At 46.8% G+C, this 19,290-nt stretch carries 23 protein-coding genes; 17 read left to right on the plus strand and 6 right to left on the minus strand.

What is annotated here, in order from left to right:
• From tilS to panC, 3 genes are all read right to left on the minus strand, one after another.
• The coding region (tilS, locus tag Q0340_RS03105; protein ID WP_298082117.1) for a tRNA lysidine(34) synthetase TilS at nt 1-610 on the minus strand (610 nt) is incomplete at its 3' end.
• Entirely contained in the window at nt 607-2,118 is a 1,512-nt protein-coding gene (locus Q0340_RS03110) for a radical SAM protein (RefSeq protein WP_298082118.1), read from the minus strand. The genes Q0340_RS03110 and tilS, both read right to left, overlap by 4 nt.
• Before the next feature lies 1 nt (nt 2,119).
• Nucleotides 2,120-2,941 (minus strand): pantoate--beta-alanine ligase, encoded by an 822-nt coding sequence (panC, locus tag Q0340_RS03115; protein WP_297948702.1) that lies wholly within the window; start codon nt 2,939-2,941, stop codon nt 2,120-2,122.
• Between the two features lie 164 nt (nt 2,942-3,105).
• Between panC and Q0340_RS03120 the strand changes: the two genes are divergently transcribed.
• The 5 genes from Q0340_RS03120 to Q0340_RS03140 all read left to right on the plus strand — a co-directional run bounded on the left by Q0340_RS03120 (nt 3,106) and on the right by Q0340_RS03140 (nt 5,861).
• Nucleotides 3,106-3,405, plus strand: a complete 300-nt coding sequence (locus Q0340_RS03120; RefSeq protein WP_298082119.1) for a DUF883 domain-containing protein — start codon at nt 3,106-3,108, stop codon at nt 3,403-3,405.
• Between the two features lie 259 nt (nt 3,406-3,664).
• Nucleotides 3,665-3,901, plus strand: a complete 237-nt coding sequence (locus tag Q0340_RS03125) for a hypothetical protein (RefSeq protein ID WP_298082120.1) — start codon at nt 3,665-3,667, stop codon at nt 3,899-3,901.
• Nucleotides 3,902-3,959: 58 nt separating this feature from the next.
• Nucleotides 3,960-5,057: a peptide chain release factor 2 gene (gene prfB / locus Q0340_RS03130; protein WP_298082121.1), complete on the plus strand. Its 1,098-nt coding sequence runs from the start codon at nt 3,960-3,962 to the stop codon at nt 5,055-5,057.
• A gap of 20 nt (nt 5,058-5,077) precedes the next feature.
• Complete coding sequence (locus Q0340_RS03135; protein ID WP_297961307.1) at nt 5,078-5,413, plus strand: type II secretion system protein; 336 nt, start codon at nt 5,078-5,080, stop codon at nt 5,411-5,413.
• Nucleotides 5,414-5,423: 10 nt separating this feature from the next.
• Complete coding sequence (locus Q0340_RS03140) at nt 5,424-5,861, plus strand: hypothetical protein (protein ID WP_005870060.1); 438 nt, start codon at nt 5,424-5,426, stop codon at nt 5,859-5,861.
• Between the two features lie 174 nt (nt 5,862-6,035).
• Here the strand turns inward: Q0340_RS03140 and Q0340_RS03145 are convergent, their stop codons facing one another.
• From Q0340_RS03145 to uvrA, 3 genes are read right to left on the minus strand one after another with little or no spacing between them, the layout of a single operon-like run.
• Nucleotides 6,036-6,425, minus strand: a complete 390-nt coding sequence (locus Q0340_RS03145; protein ID WP_298082122.1) for a hypothetical protein — start codon at nt 6,423-6,425, stop codon at nt 6,036-6,038.
• On the minus strand, nt 6,410-7,144 hold the full coding sequence (locus Q0340_RS03150) for a hypothetical protein (RefSeq protein ID WP_298082123.1): 735 nt from the start codon (nt 7,142-7,144) through the stop codon (nt 6,410-6,412). The genes Q0340_RS03145 and Q0340_RS03150 overlap by 16 nt, the downstream gene beginning before the upstream one ends.
• Before the next feature lie 21 nt (nt 7,145-7,165).
• Nucleotides 7,166-10,012, minus strand: a complete 2,847-nt coding sequence (uvrA, locus tag Q0340_RS03155) for an excinuclease ABC subunit UvrA (protein WP_298082124.1) — start codon at nt 10,010-10,012, stop codon at nt 7,166-7,168.
• A 75-nt stretch (nt 10,013-10,087) separates the two neighbouring features.
• Here uvrA and Q0340_RS03160 point away from each other — a divergent pair, with 75 nt between their 5' ends.
• From Q0340_RS03160 to Q0340_RS03215, 12 genes are all read left to right on the plus strand, one after another.
• Nucleotides 10,088-11,245 (plus strand): hypothetical protein, encoded by a 1,158-nt coding sequence (locus tag Q0340_RS03160; RefSeq protein WP_298082125.1) that lies wholly within the window; start codon nt 10,088-10,090, stop codon nt 11,243-11,245.
• Nucleotides 11,246-11,349: 104 nt separating this feature from the next.
• Nucleotides 11,350-11,829 (plus strand): hypothetical protein, encoded by a 480-nt coding sequence (locus Q0340_RS03165; RefSeq protein WP_298082126.1) that lies wholly within the window; start codon nt 11,350-11,352, stop codon nt 11,827-11,829.
• A 73-nt stretch (nt 11,830-11,902) separates the two neighbouring features.
• On the plus strand, nt 11,903-13,177 hold the full coding sequence (locus Q0340_RS03170; RefSeq protein WP_298082127.1) for a spore photoproduct lyase family protein: 1,275 nt from the start codon (nt 11,903-11,905) through the stop codon (nt 13,175-13,177).
• Nucleotides 13,178-13,219: 42 nt separating this feature from the next.
• Nucleotides 13,220-13,384: a hypothetical protein gene (locus tag Q0340_RS03175; RefSeq protein ID WP_298082128.1), complete on the plus strand. Its 165-nt coding sequence runs from the start codon at nt 13,220-13,222 to the stop codon at nt 13,382-13,384.
• A 155-nt stretch (nt 13,385-13,539) separates the two neighbouring features.
• On the plus strand, nt 13,540-14,208 hold the full coding sequence (locus tag Q0340_RS03180) for an SDR family oxidoreductase (protein ID WP_298082129.1): 669 nt from the start codon (nt 13,540-13,542) through the stop codon (nt 14,206-14,208).
• Nucleotides 14,195-14,659, plus strand: coding sequence for a hypothetical protein (locus tag Q0340_RS03185; protein WP_298082130.1), 465 nt, complete (start codon nt 14,195-14,197; stop codon nt 14,657-14,659). The genes Q0340_RS03180 and Q0340_RS03185 overlap by 14 nt, the downstream gene beginning before the upstream one ends.
• 34 nt (nt 14,660-14,693) lie before the next feature.
• Nucleotides 14,694-15,188: a hypothetical protein gene (locus Q0340_RS03190; protein WP_298082131.1), complete on the plus strand. Its 495-nt coding sequence runs from the start codon at nt 14,694-14,696 to the stop codon at nt 15,186-15,188.
• A gap of 88 nt (nt 15,189-15,276) precedes the next feature.
• On the plus strand, nt 15,277-15,792 hold the full coding sequence (locus Q0340_RS03195) for a hypothetical protein (protein WP_298082132.1): 516 nt from the start codon (nt 15,277-15,279) through the stop codon (nt 15,790-15,792).
• Nucleotides 15,779-16,780: a hypothetical protein gene (locus tag Q0340_RS03200; protein ID WP_298082133.1), complete on the plus strand. Its 1,002-nt coding sequence runs from the start codon at nt 15,779-15,781 to the stop codon at nt 16,778-16,780. The genes Q0340_RS03195 and Q0340_RS03200 overlap by 14 nt, the downstream gene beginning before the upstream one ends.
• 100 nt (nt 16,781-16,880) lie before the next feature.
• Complete coding sequence (locus tag Q0340_RS03205) at nt 16,881-17,894, plus strand: hypothetical protein (RefSeq protein ID WP_298082134.1); 1,014 nt, start codon at nt 16,881-16,883, stop codon at nt 17,892-17,894.
• Nucleotides 17,895-18,017: 123 nt separating this feature from the next.
• Nucleotides 18,018-18,761, plus strand: coding sequence for a hypothetical protein (locus Q0340_RS03210; protein ID WP_298082135.1), 744 nt, complete (start codon nt 18,018-18,020; stop codon nt 18,759-18,761).
• 11 nt (nt 18,762-18,772) lie between these two features.
• A partial coding sequence (locus tag Q0340_RS03215; RefSeq protein WP_298082136.1) for a hypothetical protein occupies nt 18,773-19,290 on the plus strand: 518 nt, incomplete at its 3' end.

A 19,290-nucleotide genomic window follows, 5' to 3' on the forward strand; every position in this document is an offset into this window, starting at 1 on the left:
TAAAGTATTCGTTTAAAAACGGCTCGCTAAATTTCGCGCGAATAAAGCCGCGTTTAAACTGCTCCGTCAAATTCGTCTCGTCGGTGAAGTATTTTAAGTTTCGCTCACGCAAAAACCGCTCCAGCTCGCACTTTCGCACGCTTAGAAGCGGACGAGCGATCACGCAATCCTCGCGAGCCTCTAGCTCTTGCATGCCAAGTAGCTCGCTAAGCCCCGCGCCGCGCCCAAGCTGCATCAAAAACCACTCGAATTTATCGTCAAATTGATGCGCCAAAATCAAATTTTCATATCCCTGCTCGCGGCAAATTTGGCCGAAAAAATCATATCTGGCCGCGCGCGCCTCGTGCTCGAAATTTGAAGCGCCCAGCCGCACGCTTTTTACGTAGATTCGTTTGCTAAATTTGGCCGCCAGATCTCGCGCCGAGGCGATCTCGTCCTTGCTTTGCGCGCGGACGTTATAGTCCACGATCGCAAGGTCAAATTTTACGCCTGCCTCATCCAGAAGGTAAAAAAGCGCTGTACTATCGACGCCATGCGAAAAGGCAAGCAGATTTTTGCTAGCTCGTAGCAAGGCTAAAATTTTGCTTGGAATTTCGGGCGAGTTTTTCATTGTCCTTGCGAGCTTTTTAGTACTCGCGCAAGCAGTCTATCGCCCGCAAATTCCGTGATTTCGCACTCGTATAGACCGCCTGCTTTTAGGTTTTGCACGTAGCTTTCGTTGATTAAAATTTCGCCGTCGATGTCCTTGTCCCATGCAAGGGGCTTAGCGCCGTAAAAAAACTCGCCCTCGCTGCTGGCGCCTTCGATTATTAGGGGCATCTTTTTGCCTACGAGCGCGCGCATGCTATTATCTATCGCCTCGCGCGTGATTTTTTCGATTTTATTCAGACGGCGACTAATTGTCCGTGCGGGGATCTGCGGCATCGCAAAGCTCGCCGTATCCTCCTCCTTGCTGTAGGCAAAAGCTGAAATTCTATCAAATTTAAACTCCCGCAAAAATGCGCAAAGCTCGTCAAATTCGGCTTCACCCTCGCCCGGGTGCCCCACTATGACGCCCGTGCGGAGGAACGAGTTTGGTGCTGCACGCATTAAGCTTAAAAGCTCTTTGATTCGCGCCGCGCCCGCGCCGCGCTTCATCAGGCTTAGCATTTTGTCGTTTATGTGTTGAATCGGCATGTCGAAGTAGTTTGCGAAAACGGGTGAGTCAGTGATTGCGCGGATGAGCCGCTCGTCGGTGCTGGTGGGGTAGAGATACAGCGCGCGCGCGACCTTGACACCCTCGATTTTTTCGATGTGTTTTATCAGTGCGACTAGATCCACGTCTTGCTCGTGGGCTCTTTCGTCGCCAGCACTCTCGCCGCCAGAGCCCTTATCGCAGACGAGCCTACTTTGAGCGGCAATTCTATCTCTCGCGCCGCCGCTTGAGCCATCGGAATTCTGCCCGTCGCGAAAGCCCGCAAAATTTAACTCGCCTTCGGAGCCTTTAAAATTTGATCTGCCCTTGTTGCTGCGTCTTAGATCACGACCGTAGCTGCTGGAATCCTGTGCGATAAAGCTGAAATCGTAAAATCCGCGCGCTACCAAGCCGCGCACCTCCGCTTCGATGTCGTCTATACAGCGGCTTTTTAGGCGGCCTTTGAAGCTCGGAATAGCGCAGAAAGAGCACTTTTGATTACAGCCCTCCGAAATTTTAACGTAAGCGTGGTAGTTTGAGCCCGTTATCACGCGCGAAGAGGTAAGCGCGGGACTTTGCAGATAGGTTTGCGGGCTGAATAAATTCTGCTTTTTTAAAATCATCTCATCGATTTTATCGTAGTCGCCGACGCCGCTAAAAATATCGACCTCGGGCAGCTCGCGCATGAGCTCGTCTTTGTAGCGCTGCATCAGACAGCCCGTGACGACCAGCAGCGCGCCGCTTTTTTTCTGCTCGCTAAGCTTCAAAATCGTGCGGATACTCTCCTGCTTGGCGCTTGCTATGAAGCCGCAGGTATTTACGATCATCACGTCCGCGCTAGCAGGCTCATCCGTGAGCTCGTAGTTTTGCAGACGCCCGAGCATGATCTCGGAGTCGACTAAATTCTTATTGCAGCCTAGAGAAACGAGATGGAGTTTTGCCATTTTACAGCCAGATATTATCGATCAGGCGGGTTGTGCCGACCTTTGCGGCAAGCAGGATTATCGTATCGCCTTGCTTGATCTGCGAAATTTCATTAAATTTATAATCCACGAACGCTATATAATCGACCGCCAGCGGCTCAAGCACGCTAAGCATCTTTTCGCGGATGATATTTAGGCTGATCTCACCTTTTTTAATAAGCGAGCTGGCATTTAGCAAGGAGCGCGAAAGCTTAAGCGCCATAAGCTTTCCCTCCTCGTCCAAATAGGCGTTACGTGAGCTAAGTGCCAAGCCGTCGCTCTCGCGCACGATCTCACAAGGGATGATACTTATAGGCATAAAAAAGCTCTTTACCATCTTCTGTACGATGAAAAGCTGCTGGGTGTCCTTTTTGCCCATATAAACGTTGCTAGGACGAGTTAGATTAAAAAGCTTATTTAGCACTTTAAGTACGCCGTCGAAGTGCCCGGGGCGCGTTTTGCCTTCTAAAATTTCACTTATCGGCTTAGGTGCTATGATCGCTGGCTCCTCCGTGCCGTAAATTTCATCCGCGGTCGGGATAAAAAGCGCGTTCACATCGAGGCTTTCGCAAATTTTAATATCACCCGCTTCGTTTTTTGGGTAGCTGTTTAGATCCTCGCCTGGCAAAAACTGCGCCGGATTGAGGAATGCGGAGACGATTACGATGTCGTTTTCGTTCCGCGCTCTTTTTATGAGGCTCGCATGCCCCGCGTGCAAAGCCCCCATCGTAGGCACGAAGCCAACGCTGCCGCTTGCTGATGCTCTGAAGCTTTTTAGCTCCTCTACGCTTCTAATGATCTGCATTGTTCTCTCTTTTCAATATAAAATATTAGGCTCGCAATTATATCAAAAAATATTAAAGGTATAAATTAAGCGCGAAAGGGCGGTCTATTTAGCGAGCGTTAATCAATAAGTACTAAAATCTACCACGAGCTTTAGCTCTAAAATAAACTTCAAAAGGAGCGAAAATGGCTACTCAAGAGACAGATTTAGATTCTTTGAAAAAGGATATCGACTCTTTAAAAGCGGATTTTAAAGAGATTATGAAGTCTATCAAAAACATAGGCGCAGAGCGTGCGGAGTCTGCTAAAGATAAAATTCTAGATCAGCTAAATAGCAATGAGATCAAAAAATATATAGATGATCTAAGGCTCAAAGGCAAAGACGGCATAGAAAGCGTAAATGACACGATAAAACAAGACCCGATAAAAAGCATCGCGATCGCTGCTAGCGTCGGATTTTTGCTCGCTTGGTTGCTGAAAAAATAATGGCCGGCATATCTGAATTTATAGTTTCGGTAGTAGAGCTCGTAGACGCTCAAGCTAGCGATATCAGGCGCTCTTTTTTAAAGAGCACCAATTCGGTTTTACTAAATATAATTATGGGCGTAATTTGCATTATAGGCTTAGTTTTCTTTTTGCTAGGACTGCACGCGCTTCTTGAAAAAACTATCGGAGAAATTTGGGCGTATTTTGCCTGCTCCATTGTAGCTTTTTTATGTTCTATTATCGTATATAAGGTGCTTTCGTGCAAAGTGAAATGACAAAAGAAAAGCTAAGACTAGTGGTGTCTATGCTTGAAGACAAAAAAGCCGATTGCAAAAAGTTGAAGCTAGAAGAGGCAAAGCTAAAACTGCTACTAAACGACCCATTGCCCGATCTCTCGATGGAGCTTAAACTGATTAATCATGGCAATATCAAGCAGATTTTGATATCCCTAATAGATAAATGCTTCATAATACCCGCCTTAAATAAAATTTTATAAACAACCTTAATCCAAAATATGTTATAATCACGCCAAAAGCATAAAAAGGTCTTAAATTTTGGATAATTACGAATACACGGAACTTTTAAAAACCCTAAATACTAAAGTCGAAAATATTGCAGGCGTCGTAAAACCGGAGAACATTAAAGCGCGCCTAAAAGAGATCGAGGAGCTTGAAAACGATCAAAATCTTTGGCAGGACGTCGCAAAAGCAGGCGCCATCGGCAAGGAAAAAACTAAAATTTCAAATATCTTAAATAAATTTCTAAACGCTAAAAACGCCGTAGATGACGCGAAGGCTCTATATGAGCTGGCAAACTCGGAAAACGACGAAGAGACGATAAACTCGCTTTTCGCCGAGGCGGACGAGCTAGAGGACAAGATCATAAATTTAGAAATTTCTATGATGCTTAGCGGCGAAAACGACGATAAAAACGCTATCGTCAGCATTCATCCGGGCGCGGGCGGTACGGAGAGCAACGACTGGGCGAGTATGCTATATCGCATGTATCTGCGCTTTTGCGAGCGAGAGGGCTTTAAGATCGAGGTTTTGGACTTTCAAGAGGGCGAGGAAGCAGGTCTTAAGGATGTCAGCTTCATCGTGCGCGGCGAGAACGCCTACGGATATCTGAAAGCCGAAAACGGCATCCATCGCCTGGTGCGCGTAAGCCCGTTTGATAGCGCAGGGCGTAGACATACGAGCTTTTCAAGCGTGATGGTAAGCCCCGAGCTAAATGATGATATCGAGATAAATATCGAAGAGAAGGATATTCGTGTCGATGTGTTTCGCGCAAGCGGCGCAGGCGGGCAGCATATCAATAAAACCGAAAGCGCCGTGCGTATCACGCACATCCCGACGGGTATCGTAGTAAACTGCCAAAACGATAGAAGCCAGCACAAAAACAAAGAAACGGCGATGAAGGTGTTAAAGTCGCGCCTTTACGAACTTGAGCTAATGAAGCAGCGCGAAAAGGACGAAAACGTGCCTAAGAGCGAGATAGGCTGGGGGCATCAGATCCGCTCCTACGTGCTTTTCCCATATCAACAGGTTAAGGATAACCGCAGCGGCGAGGCGTATAGCCAAACCGATGCGATTTTAGACGGCGATATAAAAAGCATAATCGAAGGCGTTTTGATTTCACAAGCGAACAGATAAATTTTTTAGAAAGGATGAGAATGAGTGAAGATGGAATTTTGCTAGCGCTAGGATATAGCGTAAACGACGCGACGGTCGCGCAGCTGCGAGGAATTTTATCGAAGTGCGATTTTGAGGATAATGAGCTCGATCGCATCGTAGGGCTGAACGATAAGCTTAAAATTTACGGTGCGCACGTGGCGATGTCGAATTCTAACCCGTATTTTAAGATCAAAAATGACGCTACAAATGAGGAGCGCAAGACTGCTGCGGAGCAGATCATCCGATCTTGGTCGGAAAAATTTAAGCTCAAGCTGCAAAAGGTCGCGGGCAAAGAGACCTATTACGTTTTGGGTCGCCAAATTTCAAAAAATTAAGGAGCAAAATATGAAAAAAATTCTAGCTTTGATCGCCGCCGGAGTATTTTTGGCAGGCTGCGTTAGCAACGCGCCAAAGAGCGCAGTCGATGCGCCAAAGAGCGGCAAATATTCCTTCGCCGATGTTCAAGACGGTATCCGTGCGATGAACCTACAAGGCAGCGTCGTGCAAAGCGATGCATGCAAAAACGGCAATGGCGCAATGTGTCTAAATTTTGCGGATTCTATGTATTCCAAGCACGACTATGCTTCCGCCGCCAATGCCTACAACGCTGCGTGCACGCTCTCCCAAAACTTCCCTGCTTGCCAGAAGCTCGCAGCGATGTTTGAAAAAGGCGAGGGCGTGGAGCAGAATAAATTCAACGCCATTGATCTATACCGCATCTCGTGCTATTACGGCTACAAGGACGCGTGCGCAAATATGCGCCGCTTAGGCTATAACGGCTAAGGCTTTGGGATTTAAATTAAAATTCTATTTTAGATTTACTCGCTACGAATTAGCTGCTTTCAAATTCCATTCCGCCGTATCGCGGGATGGAATTTGTTGCATGAAATTCTGTTATCTAGCCGCAATGGCTAAAATTTTTCTTGCCTTCTCAATTTGCTCCATAACATACTCTTTTTAAAATTTAAATTTTCTAAATTCTATTTTTTCGTTAAAGATCGACATCGTACGCTGCAGGTTGCTTATATCTTTTTGCATCGTTTGCATAAAATAATCTCTCAGCTGCAGATATTCCTCTTTATCTGCCATCAAAATATTTAGTATCTCAACCTCGGCGTTTTCTTTATAAAGCACAAGCTGATCGTGAAGACCGAAAAAACTAAGACTACCGTTGCGTAGGTGCATAATAGCCTTTGCTCCGAAAATTCCTGATGCAGCTAAAACAAAAATACACAATATATCAGTTATGCTTTCGCCGATTGCCATATCGTATGTATCGGCGGCAAAAATTAATAAAATCCAAAGAAGTAGTGCTATTTTTATAAACCAATTTATCCTTTGCCGCATACTGTGCCTGCAATCAAAGAGCTAATTATCATCGCACCTATACTATTTAATTCGAAAATTTTACGGATCTTGTTTTTGTAATAATACAGAATTTTATCGTTTTTAAACTCAAAATACATGCCGTCTTTATCCCTAATTACGGTCAACAATGAAACCAATATAGACGGAAGCATTCGAAAAGTCTTAAGACTAACGGGATTTACTATGGTAGCAAAAGTCAAAAATATAATAAAACCTATCAGTAGCGCTGGAAATTGATAAATCATAAATTCGTAATAAGTATGATCTTTTATTATTATCGGCTCTTTATCGTAATCCCTGGCTTTGGAATTTTGCTGCAAAGAGCCGCTGTCATCCAAGATAAAATTTTGCTGCTCTGCGCTGTTTTCACAGGCAGAATTCTGATCCGCTTCGGCTTCTAAATTTAAAGCATCATTAGCGGAATTCGGAGCTTTGGAATTCAAAGATTCCAAATTCGGAGGTTCAGAATTCAGGATTTCAAAATTCGAGGCTTCGAAATTTAAGGTTCTAAAATTCGAAGCTTCAAAATTTGAGACTTCGGAATTCGAGATTTCGGAATTTTGAGCTTTGAAATTCGAGACTCCAAAATTCGATGTTCCAGAATTTTCACCGTTAGAATTTTGTTCCGAGCCCCGCTTCGGCTCTTGATGTCGCTTTTGTAGTGGCCTTTTTAATTCCTCAAGCCTGCTTTGATCCATTTTTGCCCCCGATAAGGCGTTTTAGCCCCGTTTATTTTTGCTTGCGCTTTTCATCGCCGCTAGTTCCTGCGCCAAAAATTCCCCCGTGTAACTGAGCGTTTTTTTGAAATCTTTCGCGAGCTTTTCTGGGGTGCCGCAAGCGACGATCTGTCCGCCGCCCTCGCCGCCCTCGGGCCCCATATCGATGATGTAATCGCAGTTTTTGATGACGTCTAGATTGTGCTCGATCACAAAGACGGAATTCCCAAGATCGACCAAATGATGCAGTACCGCCACCAAGCGATCTACGTCTGCAAAATGAAGCCCAGTCGTGGGCTCGTCCAGGATATATAGCGTGTTGCCCGTGTCGGTGCGGCTTAGCTCCTTGGCGAGCTTGACGCGCTGTGCCTCGCCGCCGCTAAGCGTCGTGGCGGGCTGTCCGAGCGAAACGTAGCCGAGCCCGACGTCCGCGAGCGTCTTTAGCTTTTGATAAATTTTAGGCACGGCTTTGAAAAACTCGAGCGCCTCGTCGATACTCATCGCCAAAACGTCGGCTATGCTTTTGTTTTTGTATAAAATTTCAAGCGTCTGCGCGTTGTATCTCGTGCCGTGACATACGTCGCAAACGACGCTGATATCGGGCAGGAAGTGCATCTCGATCGTGATCTCGCCCTCGCCCGCGCATTTTTCGCAGCGCCCGCCCTTGACGTTGAAGCTGAAGCGGCCGATCTTGTATCCGCGCAGCTGCGCTTCTTTCGTCGCGGCAAAAAGCGCGCGGATCTCGTCCATCACCCCCGTGTAGGTCGCGGGATTGCTGCGCGGGGTGCGTCCGATCGGGGTTTGATCCAGATAGATCACTTTATCTAAGCTCTCAAGCCCGGAAATTTTAGCGCCCTTTACCGCGTGCACCTTTTTGGCGCGATTTAGCTCCTCAAGTGCCGTCGGCAGGATGGTTTGCAGCACCAAGGAGCTCTTACCGCTGCCGCTAACGCCCGTGATACCGACTAAATTACGCAGCGGAAATTTTGCGCAAAGGCCGTGGATGTTATTGATATTTACGTTTTTGATACTTAGCCAAAGCTCCTGCTTACGGTGCTTTTGGTAGTTTATCTCCTTTTGGTTATTCAGATACAGCGCGGTTTGCGTATTGCTTTTAAGCAGATGCGCGACGTCTCCTGCGAATACGACCTCGCCGCCTAGATTGCCCGCCCCAGGGCCGATATCTACGACGAAGTCCGCCGCCTCGATCGTCTTTTTATCGTGCTCGACGACGATTACGGAATTTCCCTTTTCCTGCAAGCTTCGCAGCGTCTTGATGAGCTTTTTCGTATCGCGCTCGTGAAGCCCGATGCTAGGCTCATCGAGCACATACATCACGCCGCTAAGACCAGAGCCGATCTGGCTTGCGATACGGATACGCTGCGCCTCGCCGCCGCTGATGGTGCGCGCATCGCGCCCCAGCGTGAGGTATCCAAGCCCCACGTCCTTTAAGAAAAACAACCTCTCGTTTATCTCTTTTAGGATCGGCGCCGCGATCTGCGCGTCTTTTTCGCTTAAATTTGAAAACCGCTTCTCGTCGCTGAAAAATTCCACGCAGTCTGCGATACTCATATTTATCACGTCGCCGATGCCCTTGTCTGCGACTTTTACGGCTAGGCTTTCGGGGCGCAGGCGCAGCCCGCCGCAGTCGGGGCAAATTTTTTCGCTCATATAATCGTCCAGATCGCTTTCGTTTTTGAGCAGATCGTAGGCGTATTTGATCGCGCCCTCAAATTTACGCACGAGCTTATGTTTTTTCCAGTAAAAATCGATCTCTTTGACGCTGCCGTAGAGGATCAGCTTTTTTTGCTCCTCGCTTAAGTTTGCGTACGGGATTTTGACGTTTATGCCGTTTGCTTCGCAAAATCCGAGCAGAAATTTATAATAATAGCTCTTGTTAAAGCCAGACATTACCTTGATCGCGCCGCCCTCGATCGAGGCGTTTTCGTTGATGATCTTGCCCAGATCGAGGCTAAATTTTATCCCTAGCCCGTCGCAGCTCTCGCACGCGCCCTTTGGGGAGTTGAAGCTAAACGCGAGCGGCTCGAGCGGCTTGAATGAAATTTTACAATCAAAGCACGCCATATGCTCGCTGTAGTGGATCAAGCTCTGCGCGAGCCCCAGCTCGGCGGCGTTTGCGATCTCCACCTCAAGCTCGCCGAAGCTGAGCTTGAGCGCCTTTTCGACGTCGCTTGCGATACGGATGGAATTTTCCTCGTCGATGATCGTGCGGTCGATGATGACCTTGATCGAGTGCTTTTTCGTCTTGCTCAGCTCGATCTCCTCATCCAGTCGCACCAGCACGCCGTCGATCTGAGCGCGCACATAGCCCTGCTCGCGCAAGTTTTGCAGCATATCGGCGAAGCTGCCCTTTTTCTCGCGCACCAAGGGCGCACCCAAGATCACCTTCGCGCCGCGCGGCAGCTTCATAATCTCGGCGATGATGTCGCTGGAGCTCATCTTTGAGATCGGCTTGCCGCATTTGTGGCAGTGCTGCACCCCGACGCGCGCATAAAGCAGCCTCAGATAGTCGTAAATTTCGGTGATCGTGCCCACCGTCGAGCGCGGATTTTTCGACGTCGTTTTTTGATCGATCGCGATCGCAGGAGTCAGACCATCGATCTTATCGACGTCGGGCTTGCCTACGCGGTCCAAAAACTGCCTCGCGTAGCTGCTTAGACTCTCGACGTATCTGCGCTGCCCCTCGGCATATAGCGTATCAAACGCCAGCGTGCTCTTGCCGCTGCCGCTAAGACCGGTAAAAACGACGAGTTTGTCCTTTGGAATTTGCAAATTTATATTTTTCAGATTGTGCTCGCGCGCGCCCGTGATGGTGATGAGATCGTTCATTTTCGCCCTTTTGTGCCAAATTAATCTTACATTATAGCTCAAATTGTTAAAATGCGGTTTTAACAAAGGCGGCAAATGATACTGATCTGTACGGCTTTGCGCTGCGAAGCCCAAGCGATAATCGAGAGTTTTAAACTTACGCGCGGCGGCGATCTGTTCGCAGGCGAGCAGATGCTTCTATACATCTGCGGCGTGAGGTTTGGAGCTAAATTTGAAGCGGGCGCTGCAGGCGGCATAGAAATAGAATTTAAGAGCGAGCGCGGCGCGGAATTTGTTCGCCGTGCCGATACGGACGCGGAATTCGGGCGTGAGCTTCGCAAGGATCGGTGCGGTGCGGACGTAAAATTTAAGCACCGTTTGGGTGCGGGCGCGCTCTGCGGCGACGCAGAGACCGGCTCTGCGCTAAATGCGACTGAAAATTTTAAAATTTTAGATCTTGGCTCCGCGCGAAATTCAGAGCGCTTCGGCGAAATTTTACTTTCTCGGCGCGTGGACTTTGCGCTAAACATAGGCGTCTGCGGCTGCGCGGATAAAGGCGTGCAAATCGGCGAGGCGTTTTACTTTGACGGCACGGCAGCGCAGGAATTTTGCGGCGAGGACGGATCGGAGCTTTATCGCTCGCAGGTTGGGGAACACAACGAGCAGGCTCCGAAATTTCAAAACGTTTGCGAGCGGGAATTTTGCGGTGCGAGTTTAGACGGCAAGCTGCGGGCAAATTTAATCTGCGTGAGCGAGCCTAAAATTTTAAATGCAGCGGAGCGAACTGATGCGGCAAGTATCGCAGCGATCGAGACATGCGGCGAGATAAACGCACAAGTCCCAACGCAAGGGGTGAACGGCGCGGCAGATACAAAAAATTTCACGCCCGACGCGACGCGGGCTGCAATACAAAGCGCAACGCAGATCGAGGCGCAAAATTTAGCGAGCATAAAACCCTCACAAATCGCGGTAGGCGGACGCAACGACGCGACGAATACCGCAGCGCGCGCAACACAAAATACGCCGTGCACGGCAAAAGACGCTACTTGCGGGCTAGAAAATCGCGACATCAGGCTTTACGATATGGAGAGCTCGCTTTTCGTGGGTGCTTGCGAGCGCGCGGGCGTGCCATGGGCGATGATGAAGATCGTAAGCGATCATCTGCGCGGCGAGCGGCTTTGTAAAAGCTTCGTCTATGAGCTCGTAAAGGCGCGCCTGCCGCAAATCCGCGCCGCAATAAAGAGCAAAATTTAACCACGAGAGCGTATGCAAAAAACCGAGCCGAGGGATGAAATTTTGGCTTCATATGCTGAATACGACGCGGAATTTGAAGGTATTGCAGAGTCGCAGGAGAAACGATGAAAATAAAAGGCTCTTATCTGTATTTCGCCCTCTTCGCGTGCGCGTGCGTCGCGGCTTGCGCGTATGCCGTGGCGGATTTGCTCGCGGATCCGCCCTTGTTGGTCTTTTTAGCTCTTTTGCTCGCATTTTTCTGTATCGGGCTATGGCTAAAAGATACCCTAATAGGCGCGCGTTACCTATTTTACTGCGTCTGCGTACAGCTACTTTTTGCAGCGGCCATATTCGCCGTTCATAAATTTCCCGCCATGGCGCAGTTTGTGCGCAGTGCCGAGATAGGCGTGGGCGGTGCGGGCATACCACTAGGTATCGCTCTGCTCGTGCTGCCCGCGTTTTTCTGCGCCCTGCCGTATTATTACCGAACGGGCGTCAAAAAAATCCCGCAAAAGTTTGCGCTCGGCGGAATTTTGATCCTAAACGTCGCTATTACGCTAGCTTACGCCTTCTATTTCGAGCGACTATTCTGCGGCGCGATCTGAAATTTCAACGATTTTTAGTGACGGCGCGCGAAATTTAAGTATAATTTGCAAAATTTAAACGAAGCGGAGCAAGATGACGGAGGCAAAAAAGGAGCTAGGCGCGCAGTTTGGCGTGAATCTGGGCGAGCGATCGAGCGCGTTTTTAGGCGCGCTATTTGAGAAATTTCACTTTTCGTTTCAGCAACGAAAGCAGCTTGCGGAGTTTGCGAGCGATTTTGAGGCGTGGGACGAGACGCCCGTTTATGAGCTGCTTGCGGACGGGCAGTGTGGGCTAAATTTTAATAAAGCCAAATTTAATAAAGCAGGGAAAATCCCAAGCGGCGAGCAAATTTTTAATTTCGTGCGCGAAGCCTGGCTGGATCTCAAGTCGCGCCCGCACTCGTACGCGAGCTTCAAAAGCGACTATGCGCCGAAAAAATTTGAAATTTCATCCTTTCGCGCAGAGCGCATCGCTCTAGGTCGCTGTCCGGTGGCGAGCGAAAACACGCGCTGCTGCAATCTGCTGACGCTAGATGCAGTCAATTCGTGCGGCTTTGACTGCTCGTATTGCGCGATCGGCTCCTTTTACAAGCACGGAGAAATCGGCTTTGACGAGAATTTTGCGGCAAATTTAGCGCGGTTGCGACTCGATTCTGCGCGCAGTTACCACATCGGCACGGGGCAGAGCTCCGACTCGCTTATGTGGGGCGATTGCTTCGGCATTTTAAGCGCGTTATGCGATTTTGCGGCGCGACATGAAAACGTGATTTTGGAGCTTAAAAGCAAGTCGAACAATATTAAGTTTTTCCTGCAGCGCGAGATCCCGCGCAATCTCATCGTTACTTTTTCGCTAAATACGCCCGCGATCATTGCGAATGAGGAGCATCTAAGCGCGAGCCTGGATGCGCGGCTGGCGGCAGCCGAAGCGCTCGCGGCGCGCGGCATTTTGGTGGGCTTTCACTTCCACCCGATGGTTCGCTACGAGGGGTGGCGGAGCGATTACGGCGCGCTTTTTGAGCGGCTGCTACGCAGCTTCGATCCAAGCGACGTCGCGATGGTCTCGCTCGGCACGCTTACCTTCATTAAGCCCGTCGTCAAAAAGCTGCGCTCGCGCGGGCTGCGGAGCAAAATTCTACAGATGCCCCTTGCGGACGCGAACGGCAAGCTGTCCTACCCGCTGCAGATCAAGCGCGAGCTTTTTAAATTTGCCGCGGACGCGCTTTTGCCGTGGCGCGAGCGGGTGTTTTTCTACCTCTGCATGGAGGATGCGAGCCTGTGGCGCGAGGTTTTGGGCTGCGAGTACGAAAGCAATGACGCCTTTGAAGAGGCGATGAAGGCGGCGTATTTCGCAAAGATACGGCAGTGCTAGACGCGCTGTTTGTCGCAGACGTCGCGGCCTGTACCGGTTCGAATGTGGCGCCTAAGATACAGCGCGAAATTTGCGGCGAGCGAGCGGTTAAAATTTAGCGCCACACCCGATTTTATAAAATTAAATTTTATAAATCGTGCGGGGCGGGCACAGCGAGCGGCGATGAAATTTTACAAAACGCTCGCGCAGCAAACGTCCGCGGGCTAAATTTAAAATTTTACCCGGCAAAGTCGCGGCGCGGTTTAAATAATCCGCGTAAATTTAGCGGCAAATACAGCGGGCAATAAATTTAGCGCAGCGAAATTTGTATAGTGCGCTAAGCTTAACGCGCCGAAGCGGCATGAAAATTTAAAGGAGAAAAGATGAAAGCATTGATCACGGGCGCAAGCGGCGGTATCGGCAGCGCGGTTGCGGAGCTTTTGCGACAAAACGGCTATGAAATTTTAACGCTAGCCTCGCGCTTTGAGGATACGGACGCGCTAGCGAAGGAGTGCCGCACGCTGGCTGCGGCGTGTGAGATTGACGCGCTGATTTTATGCGCGGGTGCGGCGAAATTTGCGCCGCTTGAGGCGATGAGCGAGAGTGAAATTTTAAAAATTTTAAACGTAAATCTTGTCGCAAACATCATCATCACGCGCGCGCTTTTGCCGAATTTAAAGCGCAACCGCGCCCATATCATCGGCATCAGCTCGATCGAGGCGCTGCGAGCGAGCCGCTTTAGCGCGGTTTATAGCGCGAGCAAGGCGGGGTTGCGGGCGTTTCTGCTCTGCCTTTTCGAGGAGGCGCGCAAGCAGATCAGAGTAAGCTGCATCAACCCCGACGTCACCAAAACGCCGTTTTACGAGGATTTGAGCTTCGAGCCCGCAGATGATGAGGCAAGCTTCGTGGACGTGGGGGAGATCGCAAATTTTACGCTGCAAATTCTGCGCACGAAGTCCAACGTGAGCGAGTTTACGATTCGCCCGCAAATCGTAAATCTGCGAAAAAAATCAAAATTTAATCGCGAAGGAGGCGAGCTTGAAAATCGGTAAAAATCATGTTTTTGTGCTAATTTTGGCGCTTATTATTATTTATGCCGCGTTTGTAAGCGGTAGCGGCGGGTATTGTAGCGCGAGAGAATTTTTTTCAGGCAGGCATGATGAGGAAGATGACGCTTGCATCGCCAAGCTGATAAAGCGAGCGGACGCGGGTAATATATATGCGGCAAATCGACTAAGATATCCGCACGAGGCGTATATCAAGCGCACATGCAAAAAGGAAGTGGAGAGCTTGGGTGAGCGCGAAAGATATTATTTTGAGCTCTACATCCAAAATCGCTGCGAAGCTTGGGGCTTTGAAACGCCCAAATCAAAGGGCGGCGAAGCAAATACGACGAGTGGCGAGGGAAATTTAACGCATGAGGATATCAATACAATCCGTAATGCAACAGGCGTAATCAAACGCGATATAAATTCTACGGGAGGGTCAAATGTCGGGCAATAAAGCGAAATTGAAAGCTAGTAAAAGTCAAATTTTTTTGTTAATTGTAGGAGTTATTATTCTGTGCACCCTATATATAAGAAACAATGGCGCGTATTGCAACATTTGGGAATCTTTTTTAAACAACAAGGGCGAAGAGGATGACGCTTGCATAGCCAGACTAATAGAGCGCGCGGACGCCGGCGATGACCATGCGGTAAATCGACTAATGTATCCGAGCCAGGCATATATCAAGCGCGTATGCGAAAAGGGAGTGGAAAACTTGAGCGAGCGCGAGAGATATTATTTCCAAGGCTTTAGCGGGGATCGATGCGAGATTTGGGGCTTTAAAACGCCCAAATCAAAGGGCGATGAAGCAAATACGACGAGCGGCGGCGGTAATTTAGCGCGAGGCGATACGAACACAACGGACGGCGGAGTAAATTTAACGTGCGCCGAGGCAAACAACGGCGAATCCAGCACTACGAGCAACAAGGCGGACAAGACGAAGCGCGAAGAAAATTCTACGGAAGAGCAAAATGCTGGGCGATAAGATTAGCCTTGAGGGCGATATCGTAAATTTTATGTCGTTGGTCAAATTTGTGAAAAAATGAGTTAAAATTTATTACTCAAGGAAAAACATGGTAAAAAAGAGATCTTTAAAAATAAAAGGAAGCATATCGATCGCCATAATCCTGCTTTGGGTTTATTTTTTGATTACGGCGCTGGGCGGTGATAGATACTGTGGCGTATGGGATTATATCGCAAATAGTGAAGAGGATGATGCCTGCATCGCTAAGCTGATAAAGCGCGCAGACGCGGGTAGTGAATTGGCGCTCAATCGGCTTAGATACCCTAGCAAGGCGTATATCAAGCGTGTATGCGAAAGAGGAGTGGAAAACTTAGGTGAGCGAGAGAGATATTATTTCGAGCGTTTAGGTGTAGATCGTTGCGAAGCTTCAAGTTTTAAAGACAACGAAGCAAACACGACGAGTAACGGCGGTAATTTAGTGCGAGGTGATATGAACGCGACGGACGGCGAGAGAAATTTAACGCGCGCCGAGGCAAACAACGGCGAATCCGACACTATGGGCAACAAGGCGAGCTCGATAAAGCGCGAAGGAAATTCTACGGAAGAGCAAAATGCTGGGGGATGAAAATTTAGAAAAATTTTTCTCAAAAATCGACGCGGCGGAGTTTGGAATTTCGGCGGGCTTAAAGCTCGCTTCAAAAAATCATAAACTTGCAGGAAGCGCGAGAGACGGGGGCGACGGTGAGCTTTTAAAATCAAAAAATGGCGCGAAATTTCGCGGCAAACAGGCATATTTTAGCGGTGCGCAGCAAGCTGAAATTTTAAAATTTAATACCGAGCCGCTGTTTGATGCCGAGAAAGCACACTTAAAATTTAACGTCCGTCCATCGCAGTCGGAGCCGGGCGTCAGACAAGCGCTTGCGTTTGGTGCCCATCCGTCGCAGGCGCAGTTTGATGGCGAGCAAGCGCAGGCAAAGATCGAAAATTTCATGCGCGATCTGCTGCAAAACTATGTGCTTTGCATAAGCGGCGCGGAATTCGCCTTCGCGGAGATCGAGGCGTATTTCACGGGCGCGGATCGCAACACCTACAAGCGCACGTCGCGGGCGGGCGAGATATTTTTTCACAATTTCGGCTTTGACATTTCGTTTCGCAGCGTCCCGCAAAGCGGCGGCGGGATTTTGGTGCGAAGCCTGCGCGTCCTAAGCGGCGCAGAGCTTTTGGCGGGCGGCTTACCGGATTCAACGGGCTGCTTACCCGGCTCGGCGGAGAGCGGCCAGCTCGGCTCTGCCGTCGCCCCGCTCATACAAAATGGCGATTTTATCGCGGGTCCGCGCAAATGCATGGGTAAAATTTTAAATCTGCAAACGCGAAATTTAAACTTCTCTTTAAAGCGTGTGTCGCAAATAGCGCGTGCAGCGGGCTTTAGCAATCGAATCCGACGGGGCGAGATCGTAAATGAAGCGAATCTGGACGCAAATATGCCAAGCGGTGCGGCGAAGCTTGCGAATGAGCCGCGCAGGCTTACCAGCGAGGAGTTTGAGGCATATCTGAGCGCGGGCTACGCTGCGGCGAAAACATATAAAAAATCGCTACAAAGATACGAGGGCTAAATTTTGATCAAACGGCGCGTAGCGGGCGAGCGGTAAAATTTACTGAGCTTTAAGCGGTGGCACTATAAAATGGCGCGTCCATCAAATTTAAAGGCGGCAAATGGATCAAAGCGGGCTTGAGAAATTAAAAAAGCTACTACAAAAGCGGCATCAGGAGCCGAAGCGGGGCTTGGAACAAAATTCTAACGGCGAAAATTTTAAAGTCCCAAATTCTGAAATCCAGAATTCCGAAGTCTCTAATTTTGAAGTTTCAAATTTCGAAGCTTCAAATTCTGAAACCCTAAATTCCGATCCTGGCGCTTTAAATTTAAAAGCCGAATTAGAAGCAGAAGCGGATCAGAATTCTGCCTGTGATAACAACGCAGAGCCGCAAAATTTTATATCCGATGACAGCGGCGCCTTACCGCAGAATTCCAAGGCTAGAGATTACGACAAAGAGCCGATAGCAATCAAAAATTATGAAAAATTTTTTGTATATTCGTTTTTAGTCCTATTATTGCCGATCTCTACGCTACATGCATTTTTAATTATAGATTTTATAAATCATGAAGATATTGACATAGTTCAGTATTTTGCTATTTTATTCATTATTTTACTATCTACAGTTATAATATCTATATTTACCGTAATCCGTCCTAGACAAGAGATAAAATTTACAAACAATTATATAGAATTTATTAGCGACGACTTAGTTGAAAAACGCTGCGAAATTGATGAAAACGCTTTATCTTTAAATTTCTCTATCGGAATTTTGGCAAGTTTATATGAGATAGGAAAATCTGAAAAGATATTTTTGTACTTTATCGCTATTTTTATGTGCGTAACATGGTGGAATATATTTTTTATAGCGGTATCCTTTACATATTTATTTGGGTTTTTATTAAATTTTATACTTTATCTGTTTATAAATAGGAATTTAAAAGGGTTTAGAATTTTGCCGTTTATTAGGATCGCACGCCCCTCATATGGCAGATGGTTTAGGAACAAGCCCATTTATCCAAGATGTTATCTCGTTTATCTCTATAATCAAAAAATTTATGATGAAATTAAAGAATATTTTTTGCTGAAAAGCGTAAATATAAATAACATTAAGAAAGATTATTTGTTTATCTAACGAGGAGGATAAAATGACGAGGGAAGAGGTTGCTAAGAGAGAAGTCAGGCAACGTATATAAAAGTCTTTTGTCAATTAAGCTATTACAAATTTATATCTATTTTTAAAGAGGGGCTTGAAATAATGGAAAATTATAATAAACAAAAAGCCAGAGATTACGACAAAGATCCGATAATAGTAAAAAATTATGAGAGGCTGCTAATATCTACAATTACATTTTTATACGCGCCTATGATTTTGGGCGGATATATTCTAAGCATATGGGATTTAATTTTTTCAAAACACCATATATCGATGATGGAAATAGGCTCTAGCATTATATTTGGAATTTTTATAGCGATAGCATTGAGACTTATTTATAGCTGCTGCGTAAGCAATAATAATCGAAAAATCTACTTTATGAATAATTCTATAGATTTCTATAACAACGGCGAGCTTGAGAGAAGGACAAATAACCTTCATTTAAATTATGTGATGGGCAGACCATTTTGGGGATATCGCAACGATGATAAGATTCGTCGCCTCATTTATAATATTATTATAATTTTTTCTATTGCAGCACTATCGTTTCTATCATCGCAAATTTTATTACTCTTCATTTTTTCAATACTTTCTGCAATCTTTTTGAAAATATTTTTTCACTTTTTAATTGTAGGCAATTTTAAGAATTTTTCATTCTTTTCTGCAATCGTAGTGGATTATCCGTACTATGAGCAAGAAAATACTTATTATTTAAGCTCTATTTTATCGGTAAAAAATTATTTAGTTTGCGTATATGGTGCGGAAAGGCTAAACGAAATAAAAGAATGGTTTTTGATTAGAAAACATATCGATATTGATAAAATAGAAAAATATTATCTTAGCTAAAGCGGGCGGTTATGGATACAAGAAACAAAGAGATTGGGTTTAGAGATTACGACAAAGAGCCGATAGTTATAAAAAAGCTAGACGATCTGTTTTGGCTGATAGCTCTTGGAATTTTGTTAATTTGTTCTTTGACCTATCATTTTAGCAGTGAGTATAAATTTAGGTTTTATATGAAAATATTGCTAGGTTATGGCACCGCATTTTTCTTTATATACGCAGCGAGCTTTATAAATAGCAAAAAAACAATAATCTTTATGAAGGACAAAATAGAATTTAAAAATAAAACCAGATGCGAAAAAGAGATGGCGTTAAAAAATATCTCCGTTTACAGGTATGCTTATATGATTCCCAATTTCGCGCCATTTGATGTGAAAATTAAATTTTGTGTTTTAGTTTTATTTATAATGATCGCCGTGGCATTATACAACTTTAAATTTTATATGTTTATTTTTATAATTATGGGCTTGTTGCTTATGCCTATTATTAAATTTCTCTACTATATTCTGTTTGAGAAAACCGCTAGGTTTTT

It is taken from the genome of uncultured Campylobacter sp., from assembly GCF_938045595.1.
GTDB lineage: Bacteria > Campylobacterota > Campylobacteria > Campylobacterales > Campylobacteraceae > Campylobacter_B.